This window comes from Arthrobacter sp. KBS0702 (assembly GCF_005937985.2).
Lineage (GTDB): Bacteria > Actinomycetota > Actinomycetes > Actinomycetales > Micrococcaceae > Arthrobacter.
Genome location: NZ_CP042172.1, coordinates 1308630 through 1334901 on the forward strand (window position 1 = coordinate 1308630; position 26272 = coordinate 1334901).

The window sequence follows — 26272 nt, forward strand, 5'->3', positions numbered from 1 at the left end:
CCGCCGCCGTCGCTGTGGGCTGCTGGTTCGCAGCCCGTTGCCTTAGTTGACCGGGCCGGTGTACTTCTCGCCCGGGCCTTTGCCCGGCGCGTCCGGGATGACGGATTCCTCGCGGAAAGCGAGCTGCAGGGAGCGCAGCCCGTCGCGCAAGGGCCCGGCGTGCTGGGAACCGATTTCGGGTGCCGCGGACGTGACGAGTCCGGCCAGGGCCGTGATCAGCTTGCGCGCTTCGTCGAGGTCCTTGAGCTCTTCGGCGTTGTCCTCGGCGGCCAGGCCGAGCTTCACGGCGGCGGCGCTCATCAGGTGAACGGCGGCGGTGGTAATGACCTCGATCGCGGGGACCTCGGAGATGTCGCGGATCTGCTGGGAGACGTCGGCCTGCGCGTCGGCCGGCTGGTAAACGTGTGAATTACTATCTGAAGTGCTCATGCTGGTAAGCTTGTCACAGACCGACTGAATGTCGTTATTTCTGCAGGGTTGAGAAACGCCGGTTGAGAAACACCGGTTAGGAAACACCGGTTGAGACACACCACGTGGAACCCGCCGGCGCATAAGTGCGTTGACCGGGTGCCTTTCTGTAGAATGGCTTTCAGTTTGCAAGCGGAGTTCTCTCCCACCCGCGCCAGCCGCGCGTATTCTTCACGGAATCAAGGTTGCCGGGTACCTGGTCGGGCATCCTTCCTGGGCGTTACGCCTGGCGGGGGACGCATGCCGTCTCCTCAAGGGGAGGGCAGTTCCGATCTTCGAGGCCTTCGATTGCTCCGGCAATTGGAGGCCTTCTTCATTTGCCGGCGAAGTACCCCCACGATCACAGGAGCTTTAACATTAGCGAGCCAAGAATCAATGAGCGTATCCGCGTCCCCGAGGTGCGGCTGGTCGGCCCTGCAGGTGAACAGGTAGGAGTCGTCCGTATTGAGGATGCCCTGCGTTTGGCTGCCGAGTCCGATCTTGATCTCGTTGAAGTTGCACCGCAGGCGAAGCCTCCGGTGTGCAAGCTGATGGACTTCGGCAAGTACAAGTACGAAGCCGCCGTCAAGGCACGCGAGGCCCGGAAGAACCAGACCAACACGGTTCTGAAGGAAATCCGGTTCCGGCTCAAGATCGACACCCACGACTACGAGACGAAGCGCGGCCACGCGCTCCGGTTCCTCGGCGCCGGTGACAAGGTCAAGGCCATGATCCAGTTCCGCGGCCGTGAGCAGCAGCGCCCCGAGATGGGCATCCGCCTGCTCCAGCGTTTCGCCGACGACGTTGCCGAAGTGGGCGTCGTGGAGTCCAGCCCGCGTATCGATGGCCGCAACATGGTCATGGTGGTTGGTCCGCTGAAGAACAAGGCCGAGGCGAAGGCAGAAGCCCGCCGTGCAACGCAGCGCGCAGAAGCCAAGGCCGAGAACGAAGCCAAGGCGTCCGGTGGAGGCCGCGTTGACACGTCCGGCCCCGAGGCACCCCTGACACAGTCCCTGGCTGATCTCCTTCCGGAGGGCTACCAGGTCCGGACAGAGGCACCTGAGGCTGAGGAAGCCGCGACGGAGGCTCCGGCAACGGAAGCTCCCGCCGTCGAGGTGCCGAAGGCCGAGGAAGCCGCTGCCGAGAAGGCTCCGGCTGTTGAAGCTCCCGCCCCGGAAGAGCCGAAGCAGGAGGCCCCCAAGGCCCCGGCGGCAGCTCCGAAGCAGGCGGCTCCCAAGGCCGACGCGAAGCCGGCAGTAAGCAAGGCACCGGCTGCTCCTAAGGCCGCGGCCCCCAAGGCTGCACCGAAGGCGCCCGCTGCTGCGACCCCCGCCGCCGCGACGCCGGCCGCCGAGAAGCCTGCTCCGAAGCCGGCCGCGGCTCCGAAGCCGGTGGCCCGGCCTGCGGCGCCGAAGCCTGCGGCACGGCCGGCAGCCCCCAAGGCCGCCCCGAAGCCGGGCAGCAAGAAGACCAACTAGTTCACGGCTGCCGGACAGCAATGTCCGGCAGCAAGCAACCAGCACGCCGCCCGCAGGGGTGGCTGCACGAAAGACTGCAGACCCAGTCTGCGGATACGTAAGGAGATCGGTTCCCATGCCGAAGATGAAGACCCACAGCGGTGCTAAGAAGCGCTTCAAGCTGACCGGTAGCGGCAAGCTGCGCCGCCAGCAGGCCAACCGCCGCCACTACCTCGAGCACAAGTCCTCCAGGCTGACCCGCCGCCTCGCCGGCGACAAGATCGTCTTCAAGGGCGACGCCAAGGTCATCCGGAAGATGCTCGGCATCTAAGTTCCAAGTTCTCGGATCGATTGCCACCTGGCAGCGGTCCACTACCAAAAAGGCTTCTCAGGCCAGCCGGTTTTCCGGCAGTAGACGCTTGGGATCAGAATTCTGAAGGAGTACGCACGTGGCACGTGTGAAGAGGGCGGTCAACGCCCACAAGAAGCGCCGGGTTATCCTCGAACGCGCAAAGGGCTACCGTGGACAGCGTTCACGCCTGTACCGCAAGGCCAAAGAGCAGCTGCTGCACTCGTTTGTGTACAGCTACGGCGACCGCAAGAAGAAGAAGGGCGACTTCCGCCGCCTGTGGATCCAGCGCATCAACGCTGCGTCCCGCGCCAACGGCCTCACCTACAACCGTCTGATCCAGGGCCTCAAGGCCGCTGAGGTCGAGGTTGACCGCCGTATGCTGGCCGAGCTGGCCGTCTCCGACGCCAACGCCTTCGCCGCACTGGTCAAGGTCGCCAAGGACTCGCTGCCGGCAGACACCTCCGCTCCGGCCGTCCAGGCTGAAGCCGCTCCGGCTCCGAAGGCCGCCAAGAAGGCTCCCGCGAAGAAGCCTGCTGCCAAGAAGGCTGATGCCGAGGCCGCAAAGTAGTCCCTGCCGCCGTCGAAAGACAGCGCAGTTCAAGGACCGGCTGCGAAAGCAACTAAGGTTCTTATATGAACGAAACCGGGCGCCCGCAAGACTTTCCACTTTCCAATCCTCGAGCCGATCGAGTGAGGAAGGTGGCACAGCTTGCCGGGCGCCCGGCCCGTTTAAAGCGCAGCGAGTTCCTGGCTGAGGGCCCCCAGGCTGTCCGGGAGGCACTGGTCCTGCACCAGAAGAGGATCGCCGCGGGAGAACCCGGGCTCGTCTATGAGGTCTACGCCAGCGAGGCCTGCCTCGACCGGCACCCCGACCTGGAGGCCCTGGCGGAGGGTACCGCCGCATACCTCGCCACCGACGAAGTGCTGGCCGCGATGGCGGACACGGTCACCCCGCAGGGCATCCTCGCGGTCTGCGGTTTCCTGGACGTCGGGCTCGACCAGGTCCTGGACGCGGCCCCGCAGCTGATCGCGGTGCTGTGTCAGGTCCGCGATCCCGGCAACGCCGGAACCGTGCTCCGGGCGGCCGACGCCGCCGGCGCGGACGCCGTCATCCTGACTGCCTCCAGCGTCGACATCTACAACCCCAAGGCCGTCCGCTCGACGGCTGGATCGCTCTTCCACCTGCCCGTGGTGCTCGGCGCCGACGTCGAGGAGCTGGTGGCCCGCTGCAAGGAACGCGGCATCGGAATCCTCGCGGCGGACGGCCAGGGCCAGCTGAACCTGGACCGCCTCCAGGACGAGAACGCGGCCCGGCGCCTGGGCGCCTCCGCCGCAGAGTCGGCCTTCGCGCTGGAACAGCCCACCGCCTGGCTCTTCGGCAACGAGGCGCAGGGACTGTCCGAGGAGGAACTCGCGCTGGCTGACCACCGGGTGGCCGTGCCCGTCTACGGGGCCGCCGAAAGCCTCAACCTCGGCACCGCGGCGACCGTGTGCCTGTACGCCAGCGCGCGGTCCCAGCAGCCGACGGCCTCTTCATAGCGCGCGTCCCCAGAAACAACGACGGCGGGGGCCCACCAGTAGGTGGGCCCCCGCCGTCGTCCTTTCACCGCTGCGGCACTGCTGCCGGGGCGGTGGCTTGAGAGATTATGTGGTCCGGTTGCGGCCGGTGACTGCGCCGTAGATGCCGGCAACAAGGAGGCCGCCGACAATGGCCAGGAGCCAGGAACCGAGATTCCAGAATTCCATCTTGCCGCCGCCGAACAGCAGGTCGCCGATCCAGCCGCCGACAATGGCTCCGACGACGCCGAGCACGAGGCTGGTGACCCAGCCGCCGCCGACCTTGCCAGGCATAACTGCCTTAACGATTGCACCTACAATGAGTCCGAGAATGATCCAGCCTAGAAAGCCCATTTCTCCTCCTACATATTCGTCGGCATTCACCTTAGGAATCCCGATTATGGCTTCAAGCTAACACACGGCCTCATCCCATGTCAGCAACATCACCCCCAATCGTTACGTGCTTCCGGATGCCCCGCCGCGGTGCGGGAGCGGGCCCGGAACGGGTACGGTGTTGCTTGCGGATGCAGGCCCTTCCCGGCGTCCGCGATTCCCTCAAAAAACCTCCAAAGGAGAAGCTCTCTTGGCTGCAAATGGCGGTACCAAGGCGATTGTCGCGGCGCTGGCCGCCAACCTGACGATCGCCGTCCTGAAGTTCGTCGCGTACATCCTGACGTTCTCCTCATCGATGCTGGCCGAGGCGATCCACTCCCTCGCCGACTCCGGCAACCAGTTGCTGCTCCTGATCGGCGGCAAGCGCGCCAAGAAGGAAGCAAGCCCCGAGCATCCCTTCGGCTACGGGCGCGAGCGGTACATCTACGCGTTCATCGTCTCGATTGTGCTGTTCAGCGTCGGCGGCCTCTTTGCCCTCTACGAGGCGTGGGGCAAGCTGCAGCACCCCCACGGCATCGAGGGCGACTTCTGGTGGGTGCCGCTCGCGGTCCTCGTCGGCGCCATCATCGCCGAGTCGTTCTCGTTCCGGACGGCAATCATTGAATCCAACCACATCCGCGGCAAGCAGAGCTGGGTGCACTTCATCCGCAACGCCAAGCAGCCCGAGCTGCCGGTGATCCTGCTGGAGGACTTCGGCGCCCTGCTGGGCCTGGCCTTCGCACTGTTCGGCGTGAGCCTGACGCTGGTCACCGGCAACGGCATCTGGGACGCGCTGGGCACTGCCATGATCGGTCTGCTGCTGGTGGCGATCGCCGGGGTGCTGGCCGTGGAAACCAAGTCCCTGCTCCTCGGCGAGTCCGCCACGAAGGCCGACGTCGCGAAGATCCGCGGCGCCATCGAAGCGGACGGCACCCGCATCATCCACCTCAAGACCATGCACCTGGGCCCCGAGGAACTGCTGGTGGCGGCCAAGATCGGTGTCGGCCACTCCGATACGGGCCGGGCAGTCGCGGCGGCAATCGACGCCGCCGAGACCCGGATCCGGGACGCCGTGCCGACGGCGCGGGTCATCTACCTGGAGCCGGACCTGGAGCGCGTCAACGCCGGCTAGGGCCGGGCGTCGCACCGAGGCCGCTGGGCCGGGGCCGCATTTCGCGGGCTACCGGACCAGCGGTCTCTTGCGTTCCACCGCACCGCTGAGCACCGCGACGCCGAGGCCCAGGATGGCCAGCACAGCTCCCACCAGGGCCGGGGCCACGTAGCCCCAGCCCCACGCGATGACGAGGCCGCCGAGGAACGCGCCCAGGGCGTTGGCCACATTCAGTGCGGCATGGTTCAACGAGGACGCCAGCGACGGCGCATCGGGGGAGGCATCGAGGAGGCGGGTCTGCAGCGCCGGAACGAGCATGGAACCGGCCGCGCCCACCACGAAGACCATTACGTAGGCGGACCAGGGCCAGTGCACGGCCACCGCGTAGACCACGAGCGCCACGGCCACGCCGGGCAGGACCCAGTAGATGGTGCCCATGACCGACCTGTCCGCGATGCGGCCGCCGATGATGTTGCCGGCCACCATGCCCACACCGTACAGCGCGACGACGAGCGGCAGCCATTGGGCGGGGATGCCGGCCACCGAGGTCATGGTGTGGGCAATGTAGGTGTACGTGGCGAAGAAACCGCCGAAACCGACAATGCCGATCAGGATGGCCAGCCAGACCTGCAGACGCTTCAGCGCACCGAGTTCGCGCCGAATGCTGGCGTCGGCATGCGGTTTCTGGAACGGCACGAACTTCCACAGCATCGCCATCGTGGCAATGCCGATCAGGCCCACGAGCAGGAAGAGCAGGCGCCAGCCGAAGTTCTGGCCCAGCCAGGTCCCGAACGGCACACCGATCACGTTGGACACGGTCAGGCCGGCCATCACCATCGAGATCGCCCAGCCGCGCCGGGTCGGGGCCACGAGCGACGAGGCGATGACCGCGGCAACCCCGAAGAAGGCGCCGTGCGGCAGCCCCGCAGCGAAACGGGACACCAGCATGGTGCCGTAGTCCGGCGCAATGAAGGAGCTGAGGTTGGCGAGGCTGAAAAACAGCATGAGCCCCAGCGCGAGGTACTTGCGCGGCAGCTTGGCGCCGACCGCGGCCAGCACCGGGGCGCCGACCACCACGCCCAGGGCGTAGGCGGAGATCAGGTGCCCGGCCTCCGGGGTGCCGATGCCCAGGCCCTGCTCCACCTCCTTGAGCAGGCCCATCATGGTGAACTCCGTGGTGCCGATGCCGAACCCGCCCATGGCGAGCGAGATGATGGCGAGGGCGAGGTGGCGGGTGCCGGTTTTGGGCGTCGCGGGGGCGTCTTTAGTGATGGTCATCCGTCTGCTTTTCGGTAACAATCCCGGCCGGGGCCGGGAGAATGCGGCGTGGTGGATCGGCTCTTGCTGTCAGTGGGGCAACGCGGGGCGCGGGGCCTGGTATTCCGGCGCCTGACGTGGTGCGTCCCACCATTGTCCCCCGGCAGCGCCGGCGGCGCGCCCCTAGACTGGTGGACGTGACTGAACTCATCAGCGTCGTCGGCGGCGCAGTAGTGGATTCCCTGGCCGCACCCCGGACCCTCCTGGTGGCACGGCGGACGGCGCCGCCCCAGTTCGCGGGCATGTGGGAGTTCCCCGGCGGCAAGGTGGATCCCGGCGAGGCCCCGGAGCGTGCCCTGCACCGCGAGCTGTACGAGGAACTCGGGGTGGAGGTCCGGCTGGGGCCGGAACTGCCCGCCGAATCCCCGACGGGCTGGCCGCTCAACGGTAGGGCGGCAATGCGGGTCTGGTTCGCCGAGCTGGCGGCAGGCACCCCCCAGCCATTGGAGGACCACGACGAGCTGCGCTGGGTCGCGCTGGCGGACCCGGCGGAGGTACTGGGCCTGCCGTGGATCCCGGCGGACCTTCCGATCGTCGAGGCCCTGCTGGCGGCCGTCGCGGGCGAGCCCTCGCCAAACTGAGCTCCGTGTGTCTACGCTGGGCCCAACTGGGAGGAGCTGGGCGTGCAGGTCGGGGTCAGACGGGAACAGCGTGCGGGGGAACGCCGGGTTGCGGCGACACCGGAGACGGTGCGGCAACTGGCGGGCCTCGGCCTGGCGCTGCTGGTGGAATGCGGTGCCGGGCTCGAATCCGGCTACGGCGACGCCGACTATGAGGCGGCCGGGGCTGCCCTTGTTCCGCACCTACCGCTCCGGGCGCTGGATGTCCTGCTGCACGTCCGACCGCTCACCCCTGAGATCGCCGCCGCTCTGAGGCCGGGCGCCGTTACCATCGGCTTCGGTTCGCCGGCCTCGGAGCTGCCTGCGGTCGGCGCCCTGGCCGCCGCCGGGGTGACGTCCTTCGCCCTGGAACTCGTTCCCCGGATTTCCCGCGCCCAGTCGATGGACGCCCTCAGCTCCCAGTCCCTCGTCGCCGGCTACCGCGCCGTCCTGGAAGCGGCCCTGCGGTACCCGCGGTTTTTCCCGCTCTACATGACCGCCGCCGGCACAATCCCGCCGGCCCGCGTGCTGGTCCTGGGCGCCGGCGTCGCGGGCCTGCAGGCGATCGGCACCGCCAAACGGCTCGGTGCCCGCGTCTCCGCCAACGACATCCGGGCGGCCTCCGCGGACGAGGTCGCGTCGATGGGCGGCACCTTCATCAACCTGGACCTCGACACTCGGGCCGCAGACACGTCCGCTGAGGGCACCGGCGGCTACGCCCGGGAACTCGGCGAGGACCGCGCCGCCCGGCAGCGCGCGCTCTTGGCGCCGCACGTCGCCGCCGCGGACGTGCTCATCACAACGGCGGCGATCCCGGGCAGGGCCGCCCCGTTGCTCGTCACCGCCGACATGGTGGCCGGCATGCGGGCCGGGTCCGTCGTCGTGGACCTGGCCGCCGAGTCCGGCGGCAACGTCGAGGGCGTCATCGCCGGCCGGGACGTCCTGGTGCCGGTCCCCGGCGGCGCCGTGACTCTGGTGGGGATGCAGGACGCGGCATCCGCCGTCGCCTCCGACGCGTCCCGCCTCTACGCCAAAAACGTCGCCAACCTGCTCGCCCTGATGACCACTGACGGCACGGTGGCACCCGACTTCGACGACGACGTCGTCGCCGGAGCCTGCTTGACCCGCGACGGCGCCGTCCGGCACGCCGGGACGGCCGCGGCTATGGAGGCGCATAACTAATGGACGCGGTCACGTTACTCACGGTGGTGGTACTCGCCGTTTTCGTCGGCTTTGAAGTCGTCTCCAAGGTCACCAGCAAGCTGCACACGCCGCTGATGTCCGGGGCCAATGCAATCCACGGGATCATTCTGGTCGGCGCGATCATCGTGGCGGGCCAGGCCGACGACCCCTGGCTGCTGGCCGTCGCCCTGCTGGCGGTGGCCCTCGCGACCGTCAACCTGGTGGGCGGCTTTGTGGTCACTGACCGGATGCTGGAAATGTTCGGCCCGCGGAAAGCAGCCGCCGCACACCCGGCGGACGGTGCCGGCACCCCGGCGGGGACGTCGGAAGCCGCCGGTCGGGCGGGGGAGGAGCGCCCGTGAGCATCCTCGCCCCCGCCTGGACCGCCCTGCTCTACCTCGTGGCGGCCGTGTGCTTCATCCTGGCGCTGAAGGGCCTCAGCTCCCCCCGGACCGCCCGGCGCGGAAACGTCATCGGAGCAGCCGGTGCCGCGGTGGCCGTCGTAACCGTGTTCCTCTCGGCGCGGCTGGAGAACATCCCGCTGATCCTGGCCGCCATTGCGGTCGGAACCGCCCTCGCAGTTCCGGTCGCCCGGCGCGTGCAGATGACGCAGATGCCCCAACTGGTTGCCTTGTTCAACGGCGTCGGCGGCGGCGCGGCCGCGCTCGTCGCGGTGCTGGAACTCGGGCACAGCGGGGATTCCTGGGTCCGGCTGGCAGTCGTCTTCACCATGCTGGTCGGTGCCGTGTCCTTCGCCGGCTCGGCCGTCACGGTCGGGAAGCTGCAGGAGCTGATCAGCACCCGGCCGCTGTTGTTCCCGGGCATGCCCGCCGTGATGGTGGTCGTGCTGGCCGGCGCGCTCACCGCCGGTGGCTTCATTGTGGGGACGGGCTCGCCCGGCTGGGCCGGTGCGTTGCTGGTGCTCGGACTGGCCGCGGGGCTGCTGCTCGTGCTCCCGGTCGGCGGTGCCGACGTCCCCATCGTGATCTCGCTGCTGAACGCCTTCACCGGCCTCGCCGTCGCGGCGTCCGGGATCGTGCTGGGCAACGTGCTGTTGCTCGTCGCCGGGACGCTCGTCGGCGCCAGCGGCACCATCCTGACCAAGGTGATGGCCTCCGCGATGGGCCGCGGCGTAGCCGGCATCATGTTCGGCGCCTTCCGGGGCGGGTCCACGGCAGGCTCGACCACGCTCAGCGACCGGCCGGTGCGCTCATCCTCGCCTGAGGACGTCGCCGTCCAGCTCGGGTATGCCCAGCGCGTCGTGATCGTGCCCGGCTACGGCCTGGCCGTCGCGCAGGGCCAGCACACGGTGGCCGAACTGGCGACCGCCCTGACCGCCCGGGGAGTCGACGTCGTCTTCGCCATCCATCCCGTCGCCGGCCGGATGCCCGGGCACATGAATGTGCTGCTGGCCGAGGCGAACGTGCCCTACGAGTCGCTGCGGGAACTCGAAGAAGTCAATCCGGAGTTCGCGAGCACGGATATCGTCCTCGTGGTGGGCGCGAACGACGTCGTCAACCCGGCCGCAAAGACCTCCCCGGGGTCACCGATCTTCGGGATGCCCATCCTGGAGGTGGTCCAGGCCCAGCAGGTGGTGTTCCTCAAACGCTCGATGCGCCCGGGTTTTGCCGGCATCGAGAATGAGCTGCTGCACGATCCGAAGACCACCCTGTTGTTTGGCGACGCCAAGGATTCGCTCTCCAAGGTCCTCGGCGCGGTCAAGATCCTCTAGGGGCCGAGGCAGGATCCGGCCAGGGGCCGGGCCCAACCGCGCTGCTCAGAACAAGGTGGGCTGAGCGGCCCCGGCGCTGGCAGCGGCATGGCGCGGAGGCGTTCCTGCCGCGAACGCGCGCTGCGCCGCCGGGTCGGGGATGCTGCCGGCCGGGTACTGGGCTTCCTCTTCCCGTGGATCGTCGTCGAGGTCCCGGTGGCTGAACCCCGAGGAACCGAGGAAGCCGTGCCGGGACTTGAAGTACCGGATCCGCGCGGCCAGCCAGGCCCGGTATTCCCTCGAGGCGTAGGACCCGCCGCCGTACAACCGGCGGTACTTGCCGGCGAGCTGCGGGTGTTCCTTGGCAATCCACTGCATGAACCATTCGCGGGTGCCAGGCTTGAGGTAGAGCGCCCCGGCTGTAACACCGGTGGCGCCGGCAGCGGCAAGCGAGCCGAAGAGGGAATCCAATGCTTCGTCCGAGTCGGAGAGCCACGGCAGGATCGGCATCGCCATCACACCGCAGGGAAGACCCGCCTCACGCAGCCGGGATACCAGCTTCAGCCGGGCCCGCGGTCCGGGAGTCCCCGGCTCCACCGCCTCGGAGAGCCCTTCGTCAGTCATCGCCAGCGATATCCCCACACCCACGGGGACCTGGGCGGCCGCGTGCTTCAGCAGCGGAATATCTCGGGCCAGCAGTGTGCCCTTGGTCAGGATGGACAGGGGAGTGCCGGAGTCGGCCAGGGCGCTGATGATGCCGGGCATCAGCTGGTACCGGCCCTCGGCGCGCTGGTACGGGTCCGTGTTGGTGCCGAGGGCGACGTGATGGCGCTGCCAGGACGGCTTGGCGAGCTCCTTGCGCAGGACCTCGGCGGCGTTGATCTTGACCACCACTTGGCTGTCGAAGTCCAGGCCGGCGTCGAAGTCCAGATAGGTGTGGGTCTTGCGGGCGAAGCAGTACACGCAGGCGTGGCTGCAACCGCGGTACGGGTTCACCGTCCACTCGAAGGGCATCCGGGAACCGGCGGCCACCTTGTTGAGCACCGATTTGGCAGTGACCTCATGGAAAGTGACCCCGGCAAACTCAGGGGTGGAGACGGAGCGCACCAACCCGGCCAGCGGCAGCAACGCCGGAGCGGCCGGGCCCGCGCCGGGGGCGGCATCCCCGGATACCCGACCATCGGCTGTGGTGTCAGCCGGCCTGAGTGCCTGCGCGTCCCATCTCATGACTACATTCGAATATATGTTCGATCTTAAGTCAAGGATGTCGCATCGCACGTGGCGTCACTGGTCAGCAGCGCCGGCCTTGGGTCGACGGAGCAGTCATCCCCTCGGGGGAACTTCCTCATCATCGGGTTGGAACTTACCCGAATGGCGCCTCTGTGGTGACGGAGCCCGCATAGGGTGAAGGCATGTTCAAACCGATCCAGTCCCTGCGGCTCCTCGCGGCCCCGGCCGCCGCCGTGCTGCTTACGGGGGCCCTCTTTGTCCTCGAGGAGCGCCATTTCGACCAGAACAGCGCGCTGCTGCTGGCGCTGCTCACCGGCATCGCTGTGGCTGAGCTCCTTCCGGCCGCCGCCTTGGGGCTGGTTTTCGTCGCCCTGGTCCTGCAGAGCGTCAGGTTCTTTCCGTTGGTCCTGCTGTCCGGCGTGCTGAGCTACGCAGCCGTTCCGGTGGCCATCTTCTTCGCGGTGATCGGGTGGAAAGCCGGCAACCGGTGGATTGCACCCGTGGCCGCTGTCATCTTTGCCGGCATCACGACCGCCAGCTGGTTCACCGACCAGACGTGGATCAATTTCATCTTCGGCAACCAGTTGTATGGCCGTGGACCATTGCGGACCCTCACCTATGCTTTTCTGGTCTTCGGGGCGTTCGCCGCGCTGAATCTCGCCGCCTGGGCCGTCGGTGTGGCAGTGAACAACGTATCGAGAAGCCGAAGGGCGCAGCTTGCGGCGGAAACCCGGTACCGGGAGACAGCGACTGAACTGGCCGTCGAACAGGAACGCAACAGGATCGCCATGGAGCTTCACGACGTCCTGGCGCATTCACTGACAGTCATCGTGGCCCAGGCCGACGGCATACGCTTCATCCACCGCACCGAACCGGACGCCGTCGAGGGCGCCTCCACGGTCATCGCCGAATCAGCCAGGACCGCACTGATCGAAACCCGCCGGCTGATCGAAGGCTTCTCCGCGGCGCTCAGCGACCATCCAAATCACGAGGTGGAGGACCTCGCGCTGCTTGCCGAGCGTCTGCGCTCCAGCGGCATGCCCGTCACGATCGAAACAACCGGCGAGCCGTGGGCCTTGACCGCCGCGCAGCAGCTGACGGTCTACCGCCTGGCGCAGGAGAGCTTGACCAACGCCTTCAAGCACGGGGATCGAAAGCAAGGCGCGCACCTGCACCTCATCTGGACCGCGGCGTCCCTCGAACTCCGGTGCGGATCGTCGCTGACCACCGGCCACACCGCGACGTCGACGCCTCCCTCCGGTCGCGGACTGGCAGGCATGAGGGCCCGCGCCGCCGCCGTCGGCGGGTGGATCGAAACGGTCCGGGGCGAAGAGACGTTCGAAGTACTGGCGTTCCTGCCCGCGACGGGTCCGGACAGGTGCCCGGAATCCGCCCCCGCGGCAGCTGACCTTCCGGTCCTGGACGGAGCGCTGCTGTGACCGGCATGCCGATCCGGATTGCGCTGGCCGACGACCAGCCGCTGTTCAGCGCCGGACTCAAAATGATCCTGCGCAGCCAGGCGGACCTGGACCTTGTCGGCGAAGCAGTCAATGGAGAGGCCGCCGTCGAACTCGTCCAGGCGACCTGCCCCGACGTGCTCCTGATGGATATCCGGATGCCTGTTATGGACGGAATCACTGCGACAAAGAAGATTGTGGCAACTCCCGGCAACGCCGGCACCAAGATCATCGTTTTGACCACGATCCAGCACGACGAGGCCGTCGTCCGGGCGATCCAGGCCGGTGCTGCCGGTTTCCTGACCAAGGACACCACACCGGACTTCCTGTTGGCCGCCATCCGAACAGTGCACTCGGGGCACTCGGTCATCGCCCCGGCCATCACCAACGAGCTGTTGCGCGACTACACCACGCCGTCCTCCGGGAACGACGCCGCACTGGCAGACCTGTCCGGGAGGGAACGCGACGTGTTTTTGCTAACGGCCAAAGGGCTCGGAAACGCCGAGATCGCGGCCTCACTGGTGCTCAGCGAGGCCACGGTGAAATCCCACGTCGGCAGCATCCTGGCGAAGTTGAAGCTGAAGAACCGGATCCAGCTCGTCGCCTTCGCTTACGAAAACAACGTCCTCAACTAGCCCCCGCAGCAGCACCGTCCTACCCACCGAGACCTTCGCGCGCAGCGAAGGCCCGCCACAGCATTGCCCAAAACAGCATTGCCCACAACAGAAGGAGCCATCATGAACAAGAGAGTCTTCGGCGCTGCCGTCCTGATCGTAGGCACGGGCGCCGCTCTCGGCGCGGCTGCGATCCCGGCCGGGTCAGTTACCGCGTCCCCGGAGCCCATCCCAGGGATTATCCGGCAGGCGGAGGCCTACGCCGCAGCGGATCCGATCGCCGAAAAGGGCATGCAGGAGGCTGTCCGGCTCTGCATGGCCAAGGCCGGCTTCGACTACACGCCGCCCACCGCCGCGATGACCTTGGACCTCAACGGAGCGATCGGATTCAAACGGCTCACGGTCGACGCCGCGAAGGCCAGCGGCTATGCCAGCACCGGATCTCTTGGACCCCGCGAGCCGGCTCCCGAGTCAACCGATGGCAGGCTCTTCGCTAATCCGGCCTTCACGAAGGCACTCACCGGCCCCGCGGACACCGCCTCAATGACGACGGTGGGCGGCATGGGAACCTCCTCCGGCGGTTGCCGGGGCGAGTCCATGACACAGATCTACGGCAGCGCCGAAAACTACATGCTGGCCACGGGCGTGGCGGCCAACGCATTGTTCCCCGCCAGCGGGTCGGCATCTCAGGACCCGGGAACGGCCAAGGCCATCAAGGACTGGGAAGCGTGCATGAAGGACACCCCTTTCGCCACGTTCACCAACCCGCAGCAGGCCGCCGATGCGGGAAGGCGGGCCGGCGGGCAGGAAGAGTTCAGAATCGCCGTGACCGACGCGGTCTGCCGGGACAAGACCGGGTTCCACGCCGCGCTCGACAAGGTTTTGGACAAGTACCTGACAACGCGCATGCAGGAGCTCGCCCCGCAGATCGCCAAGGTCAAGGAGATCCGCCGGACGGCTGCTGCGAACGCGGCGACGCTGGGGGTCACCGCGTCGAAATAGGCAGGGGCCAAAGAATCGGCGGCGTCCTGACGTTGCTAGGCTGGGCCCATGATTCTCCTGACCGGGTTCGAACCGTTTGGCGGCGAAACCACCAATCCGTCGTGGACCGCGGCGCGCGGAGCCGCCGCCCTGCTTCAAGCCGAAGGGCTCGAGGTCGCGGCGGTGGAGCTGCCCTGCGTCTTCCGCGACGCCATCGCCGTCCTGCAGGGCGCCATCGCCGAGCACGGGCCGGAGCTCGTCATTTGCGCGGGCCAGGCCGGGGGCAGGGCCCGAATCTCGCTGGAACGGATCGCGATCAACTGCGACGACGCGCGGATCCCGGACAACGCCGGGAACGCCCCAGTCGACGAGCCCGTGGTCCCCGGCGGACCGGCGGCCTACTTCAGCACCCTGCCGGTCAAGGCGGCCCTGGCGGCGCTGGGCTCGGCCGGCATTCCGGCGGAGGTGTCCCAGACCGCGGGGACCTACGTCTGCAACCACGTCTTCTACGCCCTGATGCACGCCCTGCGACTCACCCCCGGCACCCGGGGCGGCTTCGTCCACGTCCCGTACGCACCGGACCAGGTTCCGCCGGGGAGCGGCCTGGCCTCGCTGCCGCTGGAGCAGATGACGCAGGCGCTCGCCGTCGTGGTCCGCACCGCGCTGGCGACGGCGGCGGACCTCAAGCTCGCAGCAGGCGCCACCCACTAGCGCCGGCCCCCGGCGCCGGAACCGCGCCGGAACCGATCAGTCCAGCAGTTCCCAGACAACGCCGACGGCCGCGGTGATACCGGCCGCGCCCGCCTCGACGGTCAGCGGCTCGGACGCCACGGCGCGCTGCATGGCGGCCAGCGGCAGCGGCGGAGCGGTCCCCGGCTGCTGGGTAACGGAGATGGCCTTGCCCAGCCGCGTCCCGGCCAGTGCGGCGAAATGTTCCGCGGCCGCCCGGGCATTGTTCCACGCGGCCTCACGGGCCCGGGCTTCGACCGCAGCAGGATCCGAGAAGCCCAGTTCGAGTCCGTTGAGGCGGGCGTCGTCCCCGGCGGCCTCGACGGCGGCCGCAATGAGCCCGGAGGAGGCCGCCAGGTCGCGAAGCCGGACGGTGAGCATGCTGGAGGCCAGGTAGCCGGAGACAATGTGGCCCCGTCCCTCCTGCCAGCTGACCTCGGCCCGGACGTTCAGCCCCGAGGTGGTGATGTCCGGATTTCCGACGCCGTGATCCCGGAGCACGGCCGTGATCGCGGACGAGGCGCGGGCGGCGTCCCGGTAAGCCGCGTCCACGCCCGGGCGCCTGCATTCGACGCCGAGGGAGAGCATGAGCAGGTCCGGCGCCGCCTCCGCAGTGGCCGAGCCGGTCACCGAAATGGACCTGGGATTTTCCGTCATGTTATGCCTCGTTCCGTTCGTGGGTCGGGAGTGCCGGAGGGTAGCCGCCGGCCTGCAGTCCGGCGTGCCGCTCGAAGAAATTGGCGGATCCGGGGTTGCCCGTCCGGATCAAGGACCAGGCCGCCGCCAGGAAGTACAGCGGCAGGAACGGCACCCCGAGGCACCAGGCGTACTGGGTGGCGTGCCGCTCTTCATGACCCAGCAGTGCCGGGTTGCCCACAGCCTCGTCCGGCCCGGCGCGGAAGAGCACCACATTCCCCACGGTAAACGCCGCCGCGAACGGCAGGCGCCAGCGGTAGCCGGTGGCCAGGAGCAGGCCGCGCGGGCCGCGGCGGAGCCTGGTCCGTGCGCAGGCCGCCAGCAACAGCCCCAGCGGGGTCGATGCATTCACCACGTTGGCAAGCTGCCGCAGCCGCTGTCCGGGAGTCATGAGGCCATGCTAGCGGGGCACCCGCGCGCGGGATATGACGCAGTGCGGGAGGCCGGTGGGCGCAGCGCCGTCACGTTCGGGCACCTGAGTGCCTTCAACTAGACTGAGGGGGAGCGCCCGCCGGAACGATTTTGGCGAGCCCTGCCCTTTGTCAACGCACTGGTCCCTGCTCCTGTTGAAGGTCCTGTGCCGTTGGCATGAACCGACTCGTAGCTAAGAACAGTAGATGACTGAAACTTTGCCGGGCGCAGCCGTCCCGAACCCTCTGGATGAAGCCGCCATCACCGCCGCCGTAGACCAGGCCGTCGCCGCCATTGCCGCGGCCTCGACGCTCGATGAACTTAAGGCCGTGCGGCTCGCCCACACCGGCGAAAAATCCGCGCTGAGCCTCGCCAACCGGGAAATCGGCGGGCTGCCCAAGGACCAGAAGGCCGCAGCCGGCAAGCTCATGGGCGCCTCCCGCGGACGCGTCAACAAGGCGCTCGCGGACCGTACCGCCGAGCTCGAAGCGGAGAACGACGCCCGCATCCTGGTGGAGGAGACGGTGGACGTCACCGCCGCCCCGCGCCGCCGTCGTGCCGGTGCACGCCACCCGCTGTCGACGCTGCAGGACCGCGTCGCGGACATCTTCGTGGGCATGGGCTGGGAAATCGCCGAGGGTCCCGAGGTCGAGTCGGAGTGGTTCAACTTCGATGCGCTGAACTTCAAGCCGGACCACCCTGCCCGCGAAATGCAGGACACCTTCTTCGTGGAGCCGCCCGAGGCGCACCTGCTGATGCGCACCCACACCTCCCCGGTGCAGGTCCGCTCCATGCTGGAGCGCGAGGTCCCTATCTACGTGCTGTGCCCGGGCAAGGTCTTCCGCACCGACGAACTCGACGCCACGCACACCCCGGTGTTCCACCAGTTCGAGGGCCTGGCCATCGACAAGAAGCTCAGCATGGCCGACCTGCGCGGCACCCTGGAGCACTTCGCCCGCCAGATGTTCGGCGACGAGGCCCAGATCCGGCTGCGCCCCAACTACTTCCCGTTCACCGAGCCGTCCGCGGAACTGGACATCTGGCACCCGGGCGCCAAGGGCGGCCCGCGCTGGATCGAGTGGGGCGGCTGCGGCATGGTCAACCCCAACGTGCTGCGCGCAGCCGGCATCGATCCGGACGTCTATTCAGGTTTTGCCTTCGGCATGGGCATCGAACGCACCCTCATGTTCCGCAATGAGGTCGGCGACATGCGCGACATGATCGAAGGCGATGTACGTTTCAGCCAGCACTTCGGGATGGAGATCTAACAGTGCGTATCCCACTTTCCTGGCTGCGTGAATTTGCAGCCGTACCGGCCGGAGCGACGGCCGAAGACGTGATGGCGGACCTCGTCAAGGTCGGCTTTGAAGAAGAGGCAGTCCACCGCCCCACCGACGCCCTCCAGGGCCCCGTGGTGGTGGGCCAGGTGCTGAGCATCGTCAAGGAACCCCAGACCAACGGCAAGACCATCAACTGGTGCCAGGTCCGGGTCGTCCCGGAAGGCCAGCAGCAGACCCTGACGGGCGAGGGCATCGACCCCTCGGGCGTCCAGGGCATCATCTGCGGCGCCCATAACTTCGTGGAGGGGGACAAGGTGGTGGTCACCCTTCCCGGCGCCGTGCTGCCCGGGGACTTCCGCATCTCCGCCCGCAAAACCTACGGGCACCTCTCCGCCGGCATGATCGCCTCCGTGCGCGAGCTCGGCATCGGCGAGGACCACGACGGCATCCTGGTGCTCTCCCGGATCGGACTAGACCCGGAAATCGGCACCGACGCCATGGAACTGCTGGGCCTCTACGACCAGGCCGCCGAAATCAACGTCACCCCGGACCGCGGCTACGCGTTCTCGATCCGCGGCGTGGCCCGGGAGTACGCCCACGCCACCGGCACGCCCTTCACCGACCCGGCGTCCAAGGTGCAGGCGCCCGCGGACCTCACCGGCGGCTACGGCGTCAAGCTCAACGACGACGCGCCGATCTACGGCAAGCCCGGCTGTGACCGTTTCGTGGCACGCACCGTCCGCGGAGTCGACGCCACCCGGCCGACCCCGCCGTGGATGAGCTCCCGGCTCCGGCTCGCCGGCATCCGGTCCATCTCGTTGCCGGTGGACATCTCCAACTACGTCATGCTGGAACTCGGGCAGCCCACCCACTGCTACGACCTCGACACGCTGTCCGGCGACATTGTGGTGCGGCGTGCGGTGGCCGGGGAGAAGATCACCACGCTGGACGCCAAGGAACGCACCCTCGACGCCGAGGACCTCCTCATCACCGACGGTTCCGGCGCGATCGGCATCGCCGGTGTGATGGGCGGCGCCGCCACCGAGGTGTCCGACGCCACCACCAACGTCCTGATCGAGGCCGCGCACTTCGACGAAGTGTCGATCGCACGCTCCCGCCGCCGCCACAAACTGCCGTCCGAGGCCTCCAAGCGCTTCGAACGCGGCGTCGACTGGCACATCGCCCCGGTGGCCGCCCAGCGGGTCGTCGACCTCCTGGTCGAGCTCGCCGGCGGCACCGCCGTGGCCGAGGGGACCGACGTCGGCACCGCACCGGACGCCGTCGCCGTCGAACTGCCCGCGGCCTTCGCCGCGGAGCGGATCGGCATCGACTTCACCGAGGACCAGATCCTGACCTCGCTGCAGGATCTCGGCGCCGTCGTCGAGAAGACCGGCACCGGCTACGCCGTGACGGCCCCGAGCTGGCGCACCGACCTGGAAACCAAGGAGGACCTCTCCGAGGAGATCGCCCGCCTGGTCGGCTATGACAAGATCCCCGCCACCCTGCCCGTGGCCCCTCCGGGCCGCGGACTGACCCGCGTGCAGCAGCAGCGCCGCCGGCTCGTCCAGGCCCTGGCGGACGCCGGCCTCACCGAAGTGCTGGCCTACCCGTTTGTCTCCAAGGCCGCCAACGACACCTTCGGGACCCCCGAGGCCGGCGCGGAGCGAAAAGCGCTCAAGCTGGCCAACCCGATCAGCGAAGAGCACGGCTACCTGCGGACCTCCATCCTGCCGGGCCTGATCGAGGTCGCCAAGCGCAACCACTCCCGTGGCTTCCGCGACCTCGCGCTGTTCGAGTCCGGGCTCGTCTTCCTGCCCGGGGACACGCTGGGCACGGCCTCCATCCCGCCGCTGGGCGCCAAGCCCGCCGACGAGGTGCTGGACGGACTGTACGACGGCGTCCCGGACCAGCCGTTGTACCTCGCCGCGGTGCTGACCGGCCACGATTCGCCTGCCGCACCGGCGCATGCGCCCCGCGCCTGGGACTGGGCTGACGCGCTGGACATCGCCCGGCTCGCCGGCGACGTCCTCGGCGTCGAGATCGTCATCAGCCAGGGCCAGCACCAGGCCTTCCACCCGGGACGGGCCGCGCAGCTGGCGCTCCGCAACGGCGAGGTCCTGGGCTACGCCGGCGAACTGCACCCGAAGCTGCTCGCGGCGCACGACATGCCGGCCCGCTCAGTGGCGCTGGAACTGAACGCCGACGCACTGTTCGAAGCCGCCGCCGACGTGATCGTCGCCCGGCACATCTCCACCTACCCGGTGGCCACCCAGGACGTCGCCCTCGTGGTGGCGGCCGAGGTTGCCGCGGACGAGGTGCTGGCCGCCCTGCGTGACGGTGCAGGGGAGCTGCTCGAGGACGTCGCACTGTTCGACGTATATGCGGGAAAGGGCATCGAAGAGGGCAAGAAGTCGCTGGCCTTCAACCTGCGCTTCCGCGCCGATGACCGGACGCTGACCGCGGACGAGGCCTCGGCGGCCCGGGACAGCGCGGTTGCCGCCGCCCATGAGCGGTTCGGTGCGGTCCAGCGCTAACGGCACATAGCCTCCGGAGCTAAACACCGGCGGTAAACATAGGAGGGCGGGATATGACGTCGCAGCTGATGGTGCGGTCGGTCCCGCCCTTCCGCGTTCCCGGCGCCGCGGAAGTTCCCGGCGCCACGGGGTCCCTGGAGGCGGCAGCCCATGGGCTGTTGGACGACGTCGAACTCGGCCGTGCGCGGGCGCTGGAACCCCGTCCGCGGCAGGACTTCCTGGCCGGCCGGCTGGCGCTGCGGCGCTTTGCGGCGGAACTGCTGGGTGTGCCGGCGGCGGACCTCCGGGCGGCCTATAACTGTCCGCAGTGCGGCCCCGGTAGTCCGCACGGCCGGCCCGGCTACACGCTGCATGGCGTGCCGGTGCCGCTGCTGCTGAGCCTCTCGCGGAGCGCGGGCTGGGTCCTGCTGGCAGCGGTGCCGGATCCTGCGCCGGGACTCCGGCTCGGCGTCGACGTGCAGGACCCTGCGGGCACGGACTTTGCCGGCTTCGACGAGCTGGTGCTCGGCCCGGCCGAACGCGCGAGCCTGCGCAGCCTGGCCGGCGCCGAGCTGTTGGCCGAACGTGCCCGGCTCTGGGCCCGTAAGGAGGCCTGGCTCAAGCTGTGCGGTACCGGGCTGCGGACCGCGCCGGACAGCGTGGAGGTGCTTGGGCACCCCGGCATCAGGGACCTGCCGCCCGCCGAATCCGGGCTCCCCGCGCATTTTGCCGCCGCTGTCGCCCTGGCCGGCACCCCGGACGGCCTCCCACCGGGACAACCGCCGGGACCACCGGCGCGCCAACGGCCGTCAGCGGGGGTCAGCCGGCGGGCAGCGGCGGGAGTGCCTCTTCATAGAGCCAGGGGTGGAGCACGGCCTCGGCGTCGATCCCGGTGACGCGGTGCGCTGCCAGGATAAAGTCCTCCGTCGTGACCGAGCCGTGGCGGCGGCCCCCGGTCCAGTCGTGCAGCAGTGCGAAGAATGCCAGATCGCCGCAACTGAGGCGGATCGCGTGCAGGGCGAGGGCGCCGCGTTTGTAGACACGGTCGTCGAACATCAGTTCCGGCCCGGGATCACCCACCAGCAGGTCCTGGTCCTCCGCCCTGAGCATCCGCCAGGCCGCCCGGGCCCGGTCGGCCACGGTCATGACCCGGGCCTCCTCGGACCATATCCATTCGGCGTAGCAGGCGAAACCTTCGTGCAGCCAGATATCCCTCCACGAGGCCGCGGTCAGTGAATTCCCGAACCACTGGTGGGACAGTTCGTGGGCGATCAGCCGCTGCGATTCCCAGTCCTGCCCCAGGTGGTTGCGGCCGAAAATGGACAGGGACTGCGCCTCCAGCGGGATTTCCAGGGCATCTTCTGTGACCACCACGGTGTAGCCGGCGAAGGGATACGGCCCAAAGCAGCTGGTGAAGGTGCGCATCATCTCCGGCTGGCGGGCGAGCCCGGTGCGCGCCTCGGCCGAGAGCTCCGCCGGCACCGCTGCCACCTGGGCGACGTCGCCGGCAGGCCGCTCCGGGTTGAGGGGAAGCAGTTCGTACCGGCCGATCTGGACCGTGGCGAGGTAGCTTGCCATCGGTTCGGACTGCTCGTAAACCCAGGTTTCGCGGCTGGACCGGGCCTGGTGGGAGACCAGCACACCGTTGCAGACGGCCCGGTAGTTCGCATCCGTGGTGACCGCGATCCGGTAGCTGGCCTTATCCCGCGGGTGGTCGTTGCAGGGGAACCAGGACGCCGCGCCGTTGGGCTGCCCGGCGACCAGGACGCCGTCGGTCAGCTCCTCCCAGCCCACCTCCCCCCAGAGCCCGCGGCGCGGGGCCGGATTGCCCTCGTAGCGGATGTCGAGGGTGAATTCGTCGCCGGGCAGCAGCGCCGCGTCCGGCACCACAACGAGGCGTTCGGCCCGCTGGGTGAACTTGCGCACTTTCCGGCCCGGCATCAGCACCTTGGTGGCCCGGAGCCCCGTCAGGTCCAGGACAATCGCCGAGCTCTGGCGCCGCGCGACCGCGTGCAGCGTCGCCCTGCCGGCGAGGTGGTTGCTGTTGATCCGGTAGTCGAGCTCGAGCTCGTAGCGGGTCACCCGGTAGACCTCGGTGCCGTGGCCGGGCATGTACGGGTCCGGGGCCTCGGCGGGCAGTTCGGGAGGCAATTCAGCGGGAAATTCCTCGGCGGCTGAAGCGGTTGGACTCATCAGTTGGCCTTAGTGGTTGCGGTGGGCGTGGTGCTCTCGGTGTGTCCTGCACGGACGGGGCGGGGCTACTTCGGCTTGGGCGCCGGAACGTCCGGGCCGCCCCACGGACTGACCGGATTTCCCATCCAGTAGGTGGCGGCCGGCACCGTTTCACCCCTCATCACGAGTGATGCCGGGCCGACCGTGCCACCCTTGCCGATCCGGGCGCGCGGCAGGATCACTCCGTGCGGGCCCATCGTGGCCCCGTCTTCGAGGGTAACAGTGTCAATGCTCATCACCCGGTCGTGGAACAGATGGGTCTGGACCACGCAGCCGCGGTTGACCGTGGCGCTGCGGCCCAGGGTGACAAGGTCCGCCTCGGGGAGCCAGTAGCTTTCGCACCACGTTCCGGCTCCGATCTTGGCGCCGAGGGCGCGCAGCCACCACACCAGCGCCGGGGTGCCGGACGCGGCCCGCGCGAACCACGGGGCGCTGACCATTTCGATGAAGGTGTCCACCACCTCATTCCGCCAGATGAAGGAGCTCCAGAGCGGGTGCTCGCCGGGGCGGATGCGTCCCACCAGAAGCCACTTGGCGACGACGGCGCTTCCGGCGGCGACGGCGCCGGCCAGCAGGACCACCATACCGCCCAGCAGCGCCGCCACGGCGTAGTTGAAGGTGCCGGCCAGCCAGTCGAGGGCCACCAGCACGCCGGCGGCGACGGCGACGGTGAGCACCAGCGGGACAAAGCGGCAGAGCTCCCACAGGGCACGCGCCAGCTTGAGCCGCCGGGGCGGCTGGAAGGTGCGGGTGTCGTCCGAGGCGATGGCGGTCCGTCGCAGCCGCACCGGCGGGCTGCCCAGCCAGGACGTGCCGGACTTCGCCTTCGCAGGGGTGGCCGAGAGCACGGCCACGAGGGAGTTCTTGGGGACGTTCCGTCCCGCGGCGGTCATCCCGGAGTTGCCGAGGAAGGAGCGTTTCCCCACTTTCGCGGGCGCGATCCGCATCCAGCCGCCGCCGAGCTCGTAGGACGCGATCAACGTGTCATCGGCGAGGAAGGCGCCTTCGCCCACGGTCGTCATTTTCGGGATCAGCAACACCGTGGACGCCTCCACGTTCCTGCCGACCCTGGCCCCGAGCAGCCGCAGCCAGACGGGGGTGAACAGGCTGGCATAGACCGGAAACAGCAGGTCGCGGGCCAAGTCGAGGACCCGCTCAGTCGCCCAGACCTGCCAGCCCATCCGGCTGCGCACCCGGTAATAGCCGGCGCGCAGGCCGATCCCGAGGAGCCGCGTGCTGGCGAGGACCAGCGCCAGGTTTGTGCCGAACCACGCCAAGGCGGCCAGCGGGAGCGACACAGCCAGCTGCGGCAGGGCCTCGGCCAGTGAGTCCCGGCCCTGGATGAAGCCGAACATCACCAGCGCGGCGGCCGCGGCGGACAGGTAGGGGATCAGGGCCAGCACGGCCGAGGCGGAGGCGAAGCCGGCAAACCAGAGCCGGCCGATCAGGTGGTGCTCCGGCGGGGCGTCCGGCCAGCCTTGTTTGGCCTTGCCGCGGCGTTCCGCCGGGGACCCGGCCACCAAGTGACCGGCCTTGACCCGACCGAGGACGGCGGAGCCTGGTTCCACCTGCGCCCCGGCCCCGATGCTCGCACCGGGCATGAGGGTGCTGCGGGCGCCGACGACGGCCCCGGCGCCGATGCGGATCGCGCCGATGTGGACAGAGTCGCCGTCGATCCACCAGCCGGACAGATCGACCTCGGGTTCGATGTTGCAGCCGTTGCCCAGCGACAGCATTCCCGTGACCGGCGGCAGCGAGTGGAGTTGGACGTTGGCGCCAATGGTGGCGCCGAGGGCCCGTGCGTAGTACGGCACCCACGGCGCGCTGGCCAGGCTGATGGCGCCGGCCAGGTCCTGGATCTGCTCGGCCAGCCACAGGCGCAGGTGCACCTTGCCCGAGCGGGGGTAGCGTCCCTCGGCGACGTTGCGCAGCAGGAGCCGGGCCGCGGCGACCGAGATCGCCATCCGCCCGGCCGGGCTCACGAACACCAGCCAGGATGCGGCCACCCACCACCAGGACAGCGTCGGCGCCGCGGTGAAACCGGCCAGGGACGACAGCAGGTTGTTTGCCACCATCAGGTACGTCAGCCAGCGCATGCCGACGAGGATATGCAGCGGAACCCCCAGCAGCGTCTGGGCCCATTGGGCGCGGCGGGAGGTGGGACGCACGGATCGCTCGCCGGCGGCGGCGGCTCCGCCCTCCGGCAGGGACTGGCGGGCGGCGTCGATCAAGGCGCCGATCCGGGGTGTCGCGTAGATGTCCGCCACCGTGATCGTCGGGTAGCGCACCCGCAGGGCGGAGACAAGTTGGGCCGCGGCCAGGGAACCGCCGCCGAAGGCGAAGAAGTCGGCGTCCAGGTCCGCAACGGTCCCGCCCAGCACGGCACTCCACTGTTCGACGATCCAGCGGGCGTCGTCAGGCAGGTTCAACGGCGCCGACGCGGCGTCCGCGGCCCCTGCGCCGGCCAGCGGCCACGGCAGGGCATGCCGGTCCACCTTGCCGCTGGTTTTGGTCGGCAGGGCGTCCACGACGGTAAGCAGCGGGATCAGCGGGGCGGGCAGGCTGGAGGCGAGCAGGGCCCGCGCGGCCGCCAGGTCCAGCTCGCGGCCGTCGACCGGGGAGAGGTAACCGACCAGCACCTGGTTCCCGGCCGCCGTCGTGCGGACCGCCGCCGCCGCGCCGGCGACGTCGGGCAGGGACTGGAGCGCGGCGTCGATCTCGCCGAGCTCGATCCGGCGGCCGCCGAGTTTGACCTGTTCGTCGGCACGGCCCACGAAGAGCAGGCCCGCCCGTTCGTAGCGGACCAGATCCCCGGAGCGGTAGGCCCGGGACCAGCCCAGGGCCGGCAGCGGAGCGTATTTTTCCGCGTCCTTGGCCGGATCGAGGTAGCGGGCAAGCCCGACGCCGCCGATGATCAGCTCCCCGATGCCGCCCTCGGCGACCGGCACCCCGTCGGAGCCGACGACGGCGAGGTCCCAGCCGTCCAGTGGCAGTCCGATCCGGACCGGTCCCGGCCCGCCCAGCGGCGCGGCGCAGGCGACGACGGTGGTCTCGGTGGGCCCGTAGGTGTTCCAGACCTCGCGTCCGTCCACGGCGAGGCGCTCGGCAAGTTCGGGCGGGCAGGCCTCGCCGCCGAAGATCAGCAGCCGGACACTTTCCAGCGACTCGACGGGCCACAGCGCGGCGAGCGTGGGCACCGTGGACACCACCGTGATGCCATGGTTGATGAGCCACGGGCCGAGGTCCATGCCGGTCCGGACCAAGGCCCGGGGCGCCGGGACCAGGCATGCCCCGTTCCGCCACGCGAGCCACATTTCCTCGCAGGAGGCGTCGAAGGCGACCGAGAGTCCGGCCAGCACCCGGTCCTGGGGTCCCACCGGCTCGGCCTGCAGGAAGATCCGCGCCTCGGCGTCGACGAACGCGGCTGCCGAGCTGTGCCGCACCGCGACGCCTTTGGGGGTGCCGGTGGATCCGGAGGTGAAAATGACCCAGGCGTCGTCGGCGGGGACCGGCTGCCTGGCGGCCGGGAACGGCCGGGGGCGGGCGGTGTCCGCGACGATGGTGCCGCCGGCGCGCATGATTCCGGAGACGCGGGCCTCGCCGAACACCAGTTTGGCGCGCTCGTCGGGGTCGTCAGCGTCCACCGGAACGTAGGCGGCCCCGACGAACATCACGGCCAGGATGGAGATGTAGAGCTCGTTGGTGCCCGAGGGGATCCGGACGCCGATCTTGTCGCCGGCGCCGAGCCCGGCGAGGTGCAGCTTCCTCGCGGCGGCACGGACCTCGTCCATCAGCTGGGCATAGCTGAGGGAACGGTGACCGTCGTCGAGCGCGGAGGCATCCGGGAAGCGGGCGGCGGTGTCCTGCAGGACATCGATCAGCGTCCGTTCCGGCGGTGCAGCGAAGGCACCCGCCAGCTGCGGCTGGTAGGTGGGGCTGGCCGGGGGAGTGCCGCCGGCGGGCGGTAGCTGCTCGATCACAGCGTGATTCTCCTCGGGGCAGATGAACGGGAGAATTCGGCGTC

General features: G+C 69.1%; 24 protein-coding genes. 16 read left to right on the forward strand and 8 right to left on the reverse strand.

Annotated features, from left to right (window positions below):
* Nucleotides 1–42: 42 nt before the first annotated feature.
* Entirely contained in the window at nt 43–429 is a 387-nt protein-coding gene (locus FFF93_RS05990) for a DUF1844 domain-containing protein (RefSeq protein WP_138769728.1), read from the reverse strand.
* A 437-nt stretch (nt 430–866) separates the two neighbouring features.
* Between FFF93_RS05990 and infC the strand changes: the two genes are divergently transcribed.
* The 4 genes from infC (at nt 867) to FFF93_RS06010 (ending at nt 3795) form a co-directional block, all read left to right on the forward strand.
* The gene (gene infC, locus FFF93_RS05995; protein ID WP_261375320.1) at nt 867–1925 is read left to right on the forward strand and encodes a translation initiation factor IF-3; all 1059 of its coding nucleotides are present in this window, start codon (nt 867–869) and stop codon (nt 1923–1925) included.
* A 115-nt stretch (nt 1926–2040) separates the two neighbouring features.
* Nucleotides 2041–2235, forward strand: coding sequence for a 50S ribosomal protein L35 (gene rpmI / locus FFF93_RS06000; protein WP_009358635.1), 195 nt, complete (start codon nt 2041–2043; stop codon nt 2233–2235).
* A 118-nt stretch (nt 2236–2353) separates the two neighbouring features.
* On the forward strand, nt 2354–2824 hold the full coding sequence (gene rplT, locus FFF93_RS06005; protein WP_018774438.1) for a 50S ribosomal protein L20: 471 nt from the start codon (nt 2354–2356) through the stop codon (nt 2822–2824).
* A 65-nt stretch (nt 2825–2889) separates the two neighbouring features.
* Nucleotides 2890–3795, forward strand: a complete 906-nt coding sequence (locus tag FFF93_RS06010; RefSeq protein ID WP_138769726.1) for an RNA methyltransferase — start codon at nt 2890–2892, stop codon at nt 3793–3795.
* Nucleotides 3796–3900: 105 nt separating this feature from the next.
* Here FFF93_RS06010 and FFF93_RS06015 read toward each other — a convergent pair whose 3' ends face one another.
* Nucleotides 3901–4167 carry a GlsB/YeaQ/YmgE family stress response membrane protein gene (locus FFF93_RS06015; RefSeq protein WP_138770511.1) on the reverse strand — a complete coding sequence of 89 codons (267 nt, stop codon included), beginning with the start codon at nt 4165–4167 and terminating at the stop codon, nt 3901–3903.
* A 229-nt stretch (nt 4168–4396) separates the two neighbouring features.
* Here FFF93_RS06015 and FFF93_RS06020 point away from each other — a divergent pair, with 229 nt between their 5' ends.
* The gene (locus FFF93_RS06020; protein WP_138769725.1) at nt 4397–5317 is read left to right on the forward strand and encodes a cation diffusion facilitator family transporter; all 921 of its coding nucleotides are present in this window, start codon (nt 4397–4399) and stop codon (nt 5315–5317) included.
* 48 nt (nt 5318–5365) lie between these two features.
* On the opposite strand, the gene FFF93_RS06025 is transcribed toward FFF93_RS06020, so the two are convergent.
* Complete coding sequence (locus tag FFF93_RS06025; RefSeq protein WP_138769724.1) at nt 5366–6574, reverse strand: MFS transporter; 1209 nt, start codon at nt 6572–6574, stop codon at nt 5366–5368.
* 176 nt (nt 6575–6750) lie between these two features.
* Here FFF93_RS06025 and FFF93_RS06030 point away from each other — a divergent pair, with 176 nt between their 5' ends.
* The 4 genes from FFF93_RS06030 to FFF93_RS06045 are packed head-to-tail and all read left to right on the forward strand — an operon-like array spanning nt 6751 to nt 10126.
* Complete coding sequence (locus FFF93_RS06030) at nt 6751–7194, forward strand: (deoxy)nucleoside triphosphate pyrophosphohydrolase (RefSeq protein WP_138769723.1); 444 nt, start codon at nt 6751–6753, stop codon at nt 7192–7194.
* Nucleotides 7195–7236: 42 nt separating this feature from the next.
* Nucleotides 7237–8394 (forward strand): NAD(P) transhydrogenase subunit alpha, encoded by a 1158-nt coding sequence (locus tag FFF93_RS06035; RefSeq protein ID WP_138769722.1) that lies wholly within the window; start codon nt 7237–7239, stop codon nt 8392–8394.
* Nucleotides 8394–8756: an NAD(P) transhydrogenase subunit alpha gene (locus FFF93_RS06040; RefSeq protein ID WP_138769721.1), complete on the forward strand. Its 363-nt coding sequence runs from the start codon at nt 8394–8396 to the stop codon at nt 8754–8756. Before FFF93_RS06035 ends, FFF93_RS06040 begins: the two co-directional genes overlap by 1 nt.
* A complete protein-coding gene (locus FFF93_RS06045) occupies nt 8753–10126 on the forward strand; it encodes an NAD(P)(+) transhydrogenase (Re/Si-specific) subunit beta (protein WP_138769720.1) in 1374 nt (457 codons plus the stop codon). The genes FFF93_RS06040 and FFF93_RS06045 overlap by 4 nt, the downstream gene beginning before the upstream one ends.
* Nucleotides 10127–10171: 45 nt before the next feature.
* On the opposite strand, the gene FFF93_RS06050 is transcribed toward FFF93_RS06045, so the two are convergent.
* On the reverse strand, nt 10172–11332 hold the full coding sequence (locus FFF93_RS06050; protein ID WP_138769719.1) for an Rv2578c family radical SAM protein: 1161 nt from the start codon (nt 11330–11332) through the stop codon (nt 10172–10174).
* A gap of 185 nt (nt 11333–11517) precedes the next feature.
* Between FFF93_RS06050 and FFF93_RS06055 the strand changes: the two genes are divergently transcribed.
* The 4 genes from FFF93_RS06055 (at nt 11518) to pcp (ending at nt 15098) form a co-directional block, all read left to right on the forward strand.
* Nucleotides 11518–12774: a sensor histidine kinase gene (locus FFF93_RS06055; protein ID WP_138769718.1), complete on the forward strand. Its 1257-nt coding sequence runs from the start codon at nt 11518–11520 to the stop codon at nt 12772–12774.
* Nucleotides 12775–12779: 5 nt separating this feature from the next.
* Complete coding sequence (locus tag FFF93_RS06060) at nt 12780–13427, forward strand: response regulator transcription factor (RefSeq protein ID WP_138770510.1); 648 nt, start codon at nt 12780–12782, stop codon at nt 13425–13427.
* 102 nt (nt 13428–13529) lie between these two features.
* Entirely contained in the window at nt 13530–14408 is an 879-nt protein-coding gene (locus FFF93_RS06065; RefSeq protein WP_138769717.1) for a hypothetical protein, read from the forward strand.
* Between the two features lie 48 nt (nt 14409–14456).
* A complete protein-coding gene (pcp, locus tag FFF93_RS06070; RefSeq protein WP_138769716.1) occupies nt 14457–15098 on the forward strand; it encodes a pyroglutamyl-peptidase I in 642 nt (213 codons plus the stop codon).
* Between the two features lie 36 nt (nt 15099–15134).
* On the opposite strand, the gene FFF93_RS06075 is transcribed toward pcp, so the two are convergent.
* Together FFF93_RS06075 and FFF93_RS06080 are read right to left on the reverse strand one after the other, a co-directional pair.
* A complete protein-coding gene (locus FFF93_RS06075; RefSeq protein WP_138769715.1) occupies nt 15135–15773 on the reverse strand; it encodes an SIMPL domain-containing protein in 639 nt (212 codons plus the stop codon).
* Between the two features lies 1 nt (nt 15774).
* Nucleotides 15775–16203: a DUF4157 domain-containing protein gene (locus FFF93_RS06080; RefSeq protein ID WP_138769714.1), complete on the reverse strand. Its 429-nt coding sequence runs from the start codon at nt 16201–16203 to the stop codon at nt 15775–15777.
* Nucleotides 16204–16429: 226 nt separating this feature from the next.
* On the opposite strand from FFF93_RS06080, the gene pheS reads away from it, so the two are divergent.
* The 3 genes from pheS to FFF93_RS06095 are packed head-to-tail and all read left to right on the forward strand — an operon-like array spanning nt 16430 to nt 20912.
* Nucleotides 16430–17491, forward strand: coding sequence for a phenylalanine--tRNA ligase subunit alpha (gene pheS, locus FFF93_RS06085; RefSeq protein ID WP_138769713.1), 1062 nt, complete (start codon nt 16430–16432; stop codon nt 17489–17491).
* A 2-nt stretch (nt 17492–17493) separates the two neighbouring features.
* On the forward strand, nt 17494–20037 hold the full coding sequence (pheT, locus tag FFF93_RS06090; RefSeq protein WP_138769712.1) for a phenylalanine--tRNA ligase subunit beta: 2544 nt from the start codon (nt 17494–17496) through the stop codon (nt 20035–20037).
* A gap of 53 nt (nt 20038–20090) precedes the next feature.
* Nucleotides 20091–20912 carry a 4'-phosphopantetheinyl transferase superfamily protein gene (locus FFF93_RS06095; RefSeq protein WP_138769711.1) on the forward strand — a complete coding sequence of 274 codons (822 nt, stop codon included), beginning with the start codon at nt 20091–20093 and terminating at the stop codon, nt 20910–20912.
* Here the strand turns inward: FFF93_RS06095 and FFF93_RS06100 are convergent.
* Both FFF93_RS06100 and FFF93_RS06105 read right to left on the reverse strand, forming a co-directional pair.
* A complete protein-coding gene (locus FFF93_RS06100; protein WP_138769710.1) occupies nt 20836–22209 on the reverse strand; it encodes a M1 family metallopeptidase in 1374 nt (457 codons plus the stop codon). The genes FFF93_RS06095 and FFF93_RS06100 overlap by 77 nt on opposite strands.
* 65 nt (nt 22210–22274) lie before the next feature.
* Nucleotides 22275–26228, reverse strand: coding sequence for a Pls/PosA family non-ribosomal peptide synthetase (locus FFF93_RS06105; protein WP_261375328.1), 3954 nt, complete (start codon nt 26226–26228; stop codon nt 22275–22277).
* Nucleotides 26229–26272: the final 44 nt, after the last annotated feature.

Excerpts from the sequence above, each read along its gene's own strand:
- FFF93_RS05990 (WP_138769728.1), bottom strand. The coding sequence starts at position 429 with ATGAGCACTTCAGATAGTAATTCACACGTTTACCAGCCGGCCGACGCG.
- rpmI (WP_009358635.1), top strand. The coding sequence starts at position 2,041 with ATGCCGAAGATGAAGACCCACAGCGGTGCTAAGAAGCGCTTCAAGCTG.
- FFF93_RS06010 (WP_138769726.1), top strand. The coding sequence starts at position 2,890 with ATGAACGAAACCGGGCGCCCGCAAGACTTTCCACTTTCCAATCCTCGA.
- FFF93_RS06015 (WP_138770511.1), bottom strand. The coding sequence starts at position 4,167 with ATGGGCTTTCTAGGCTGGATCATTCTCGGACTCATTGTAGGTGCAATC.
- FFF93_RS06025 (WP_138769724.1), bottom strand. The coding sequence starts at position 6,574 with ATGACCATCACTAAAGACGCCCCCGCGACGCCCAAAACCGGCACCCGC.
- FFF93_RS06040 (WP_138769721.1), top strand. The coding sequence starts at position 8,394 with ATGGACGCGGTCACGTTACTCACGGTGGTGGTACTCGCCGTTTTCGTC.
- FFF93_RS06050 (WP_138769719.1), bottom strand. The coding sequence starts at position 11,332 with ATGAGATGGGACGCGCAGGCACTCAGGCCGGCTGACACCACAGCCGAT.
- FFF93_RS06055 (WP_138769718.1), top strand. The coding sequence starts at position 11,518 with ATGTTCAAACCGATCCAGTCCCTGCGGCTCCTCGCGGCCCCGGCCGCC.
- FFF93_RS06060 (WP_138770510.1), top strand. The coding sequence starts at position 12,780 with ATGCCGATCCGGATTGCGCTGGCCGACGACCAGCCGCTGTTCAGCGCC.
- FFF93_RS06065 (WP_138769717.1), top strand. The coding sequence starts at position 13,530 with ATGAACAAGAGAGTCTTCGGCGCTGCCGTCCTGATCGTAGGCACGGGC.
- pcp (WP_138769716.1), top strand. The coding sequence starts at position 14,457 with ATGATTCTCCTGACCGGGTTCGAACCGTTTGGCGGCGAAACCACCAAT.
- FFF93_RS06075 (WP_138769715.1), bottom strand. The coding sequence starts at position 15,773 with ATGACGGAAAATCCCAGGTCCATTTCGGTGACCGGCTCGGCCACTGCG.
- FFF93_RS06080 (WP_138769714.1), bottom strand. The coding sequence starts at position 16,203 with ATGACTCCCGGACAGCGGCTGCGGCAGCTTGCCAACGTGGTGAATGCA.
- pheS (WP_138769713.1), top strand. The coding sequence starts at position 16,430 with ATGACTGAAACTTTGCCGGGCGCAGCCGTCCCGAACCCTCTGGATGAA.
- FFF93_RS06095 (WP_138769711.1), top strand. The coding sequence starts at position 20,091 with ATGACGTCGCAGCTGATGGTGCGGTCGGTCCCGCCCTTCCGCGTTCCC.
- FFF93_RS06100 (WP_138769710.1), bottom strand. The coding sequence starts at position 22,209 with ATGAGTCCAACCGCTTCAGCCGCCGAGGAATTTCCCGCTGAATTGCCT.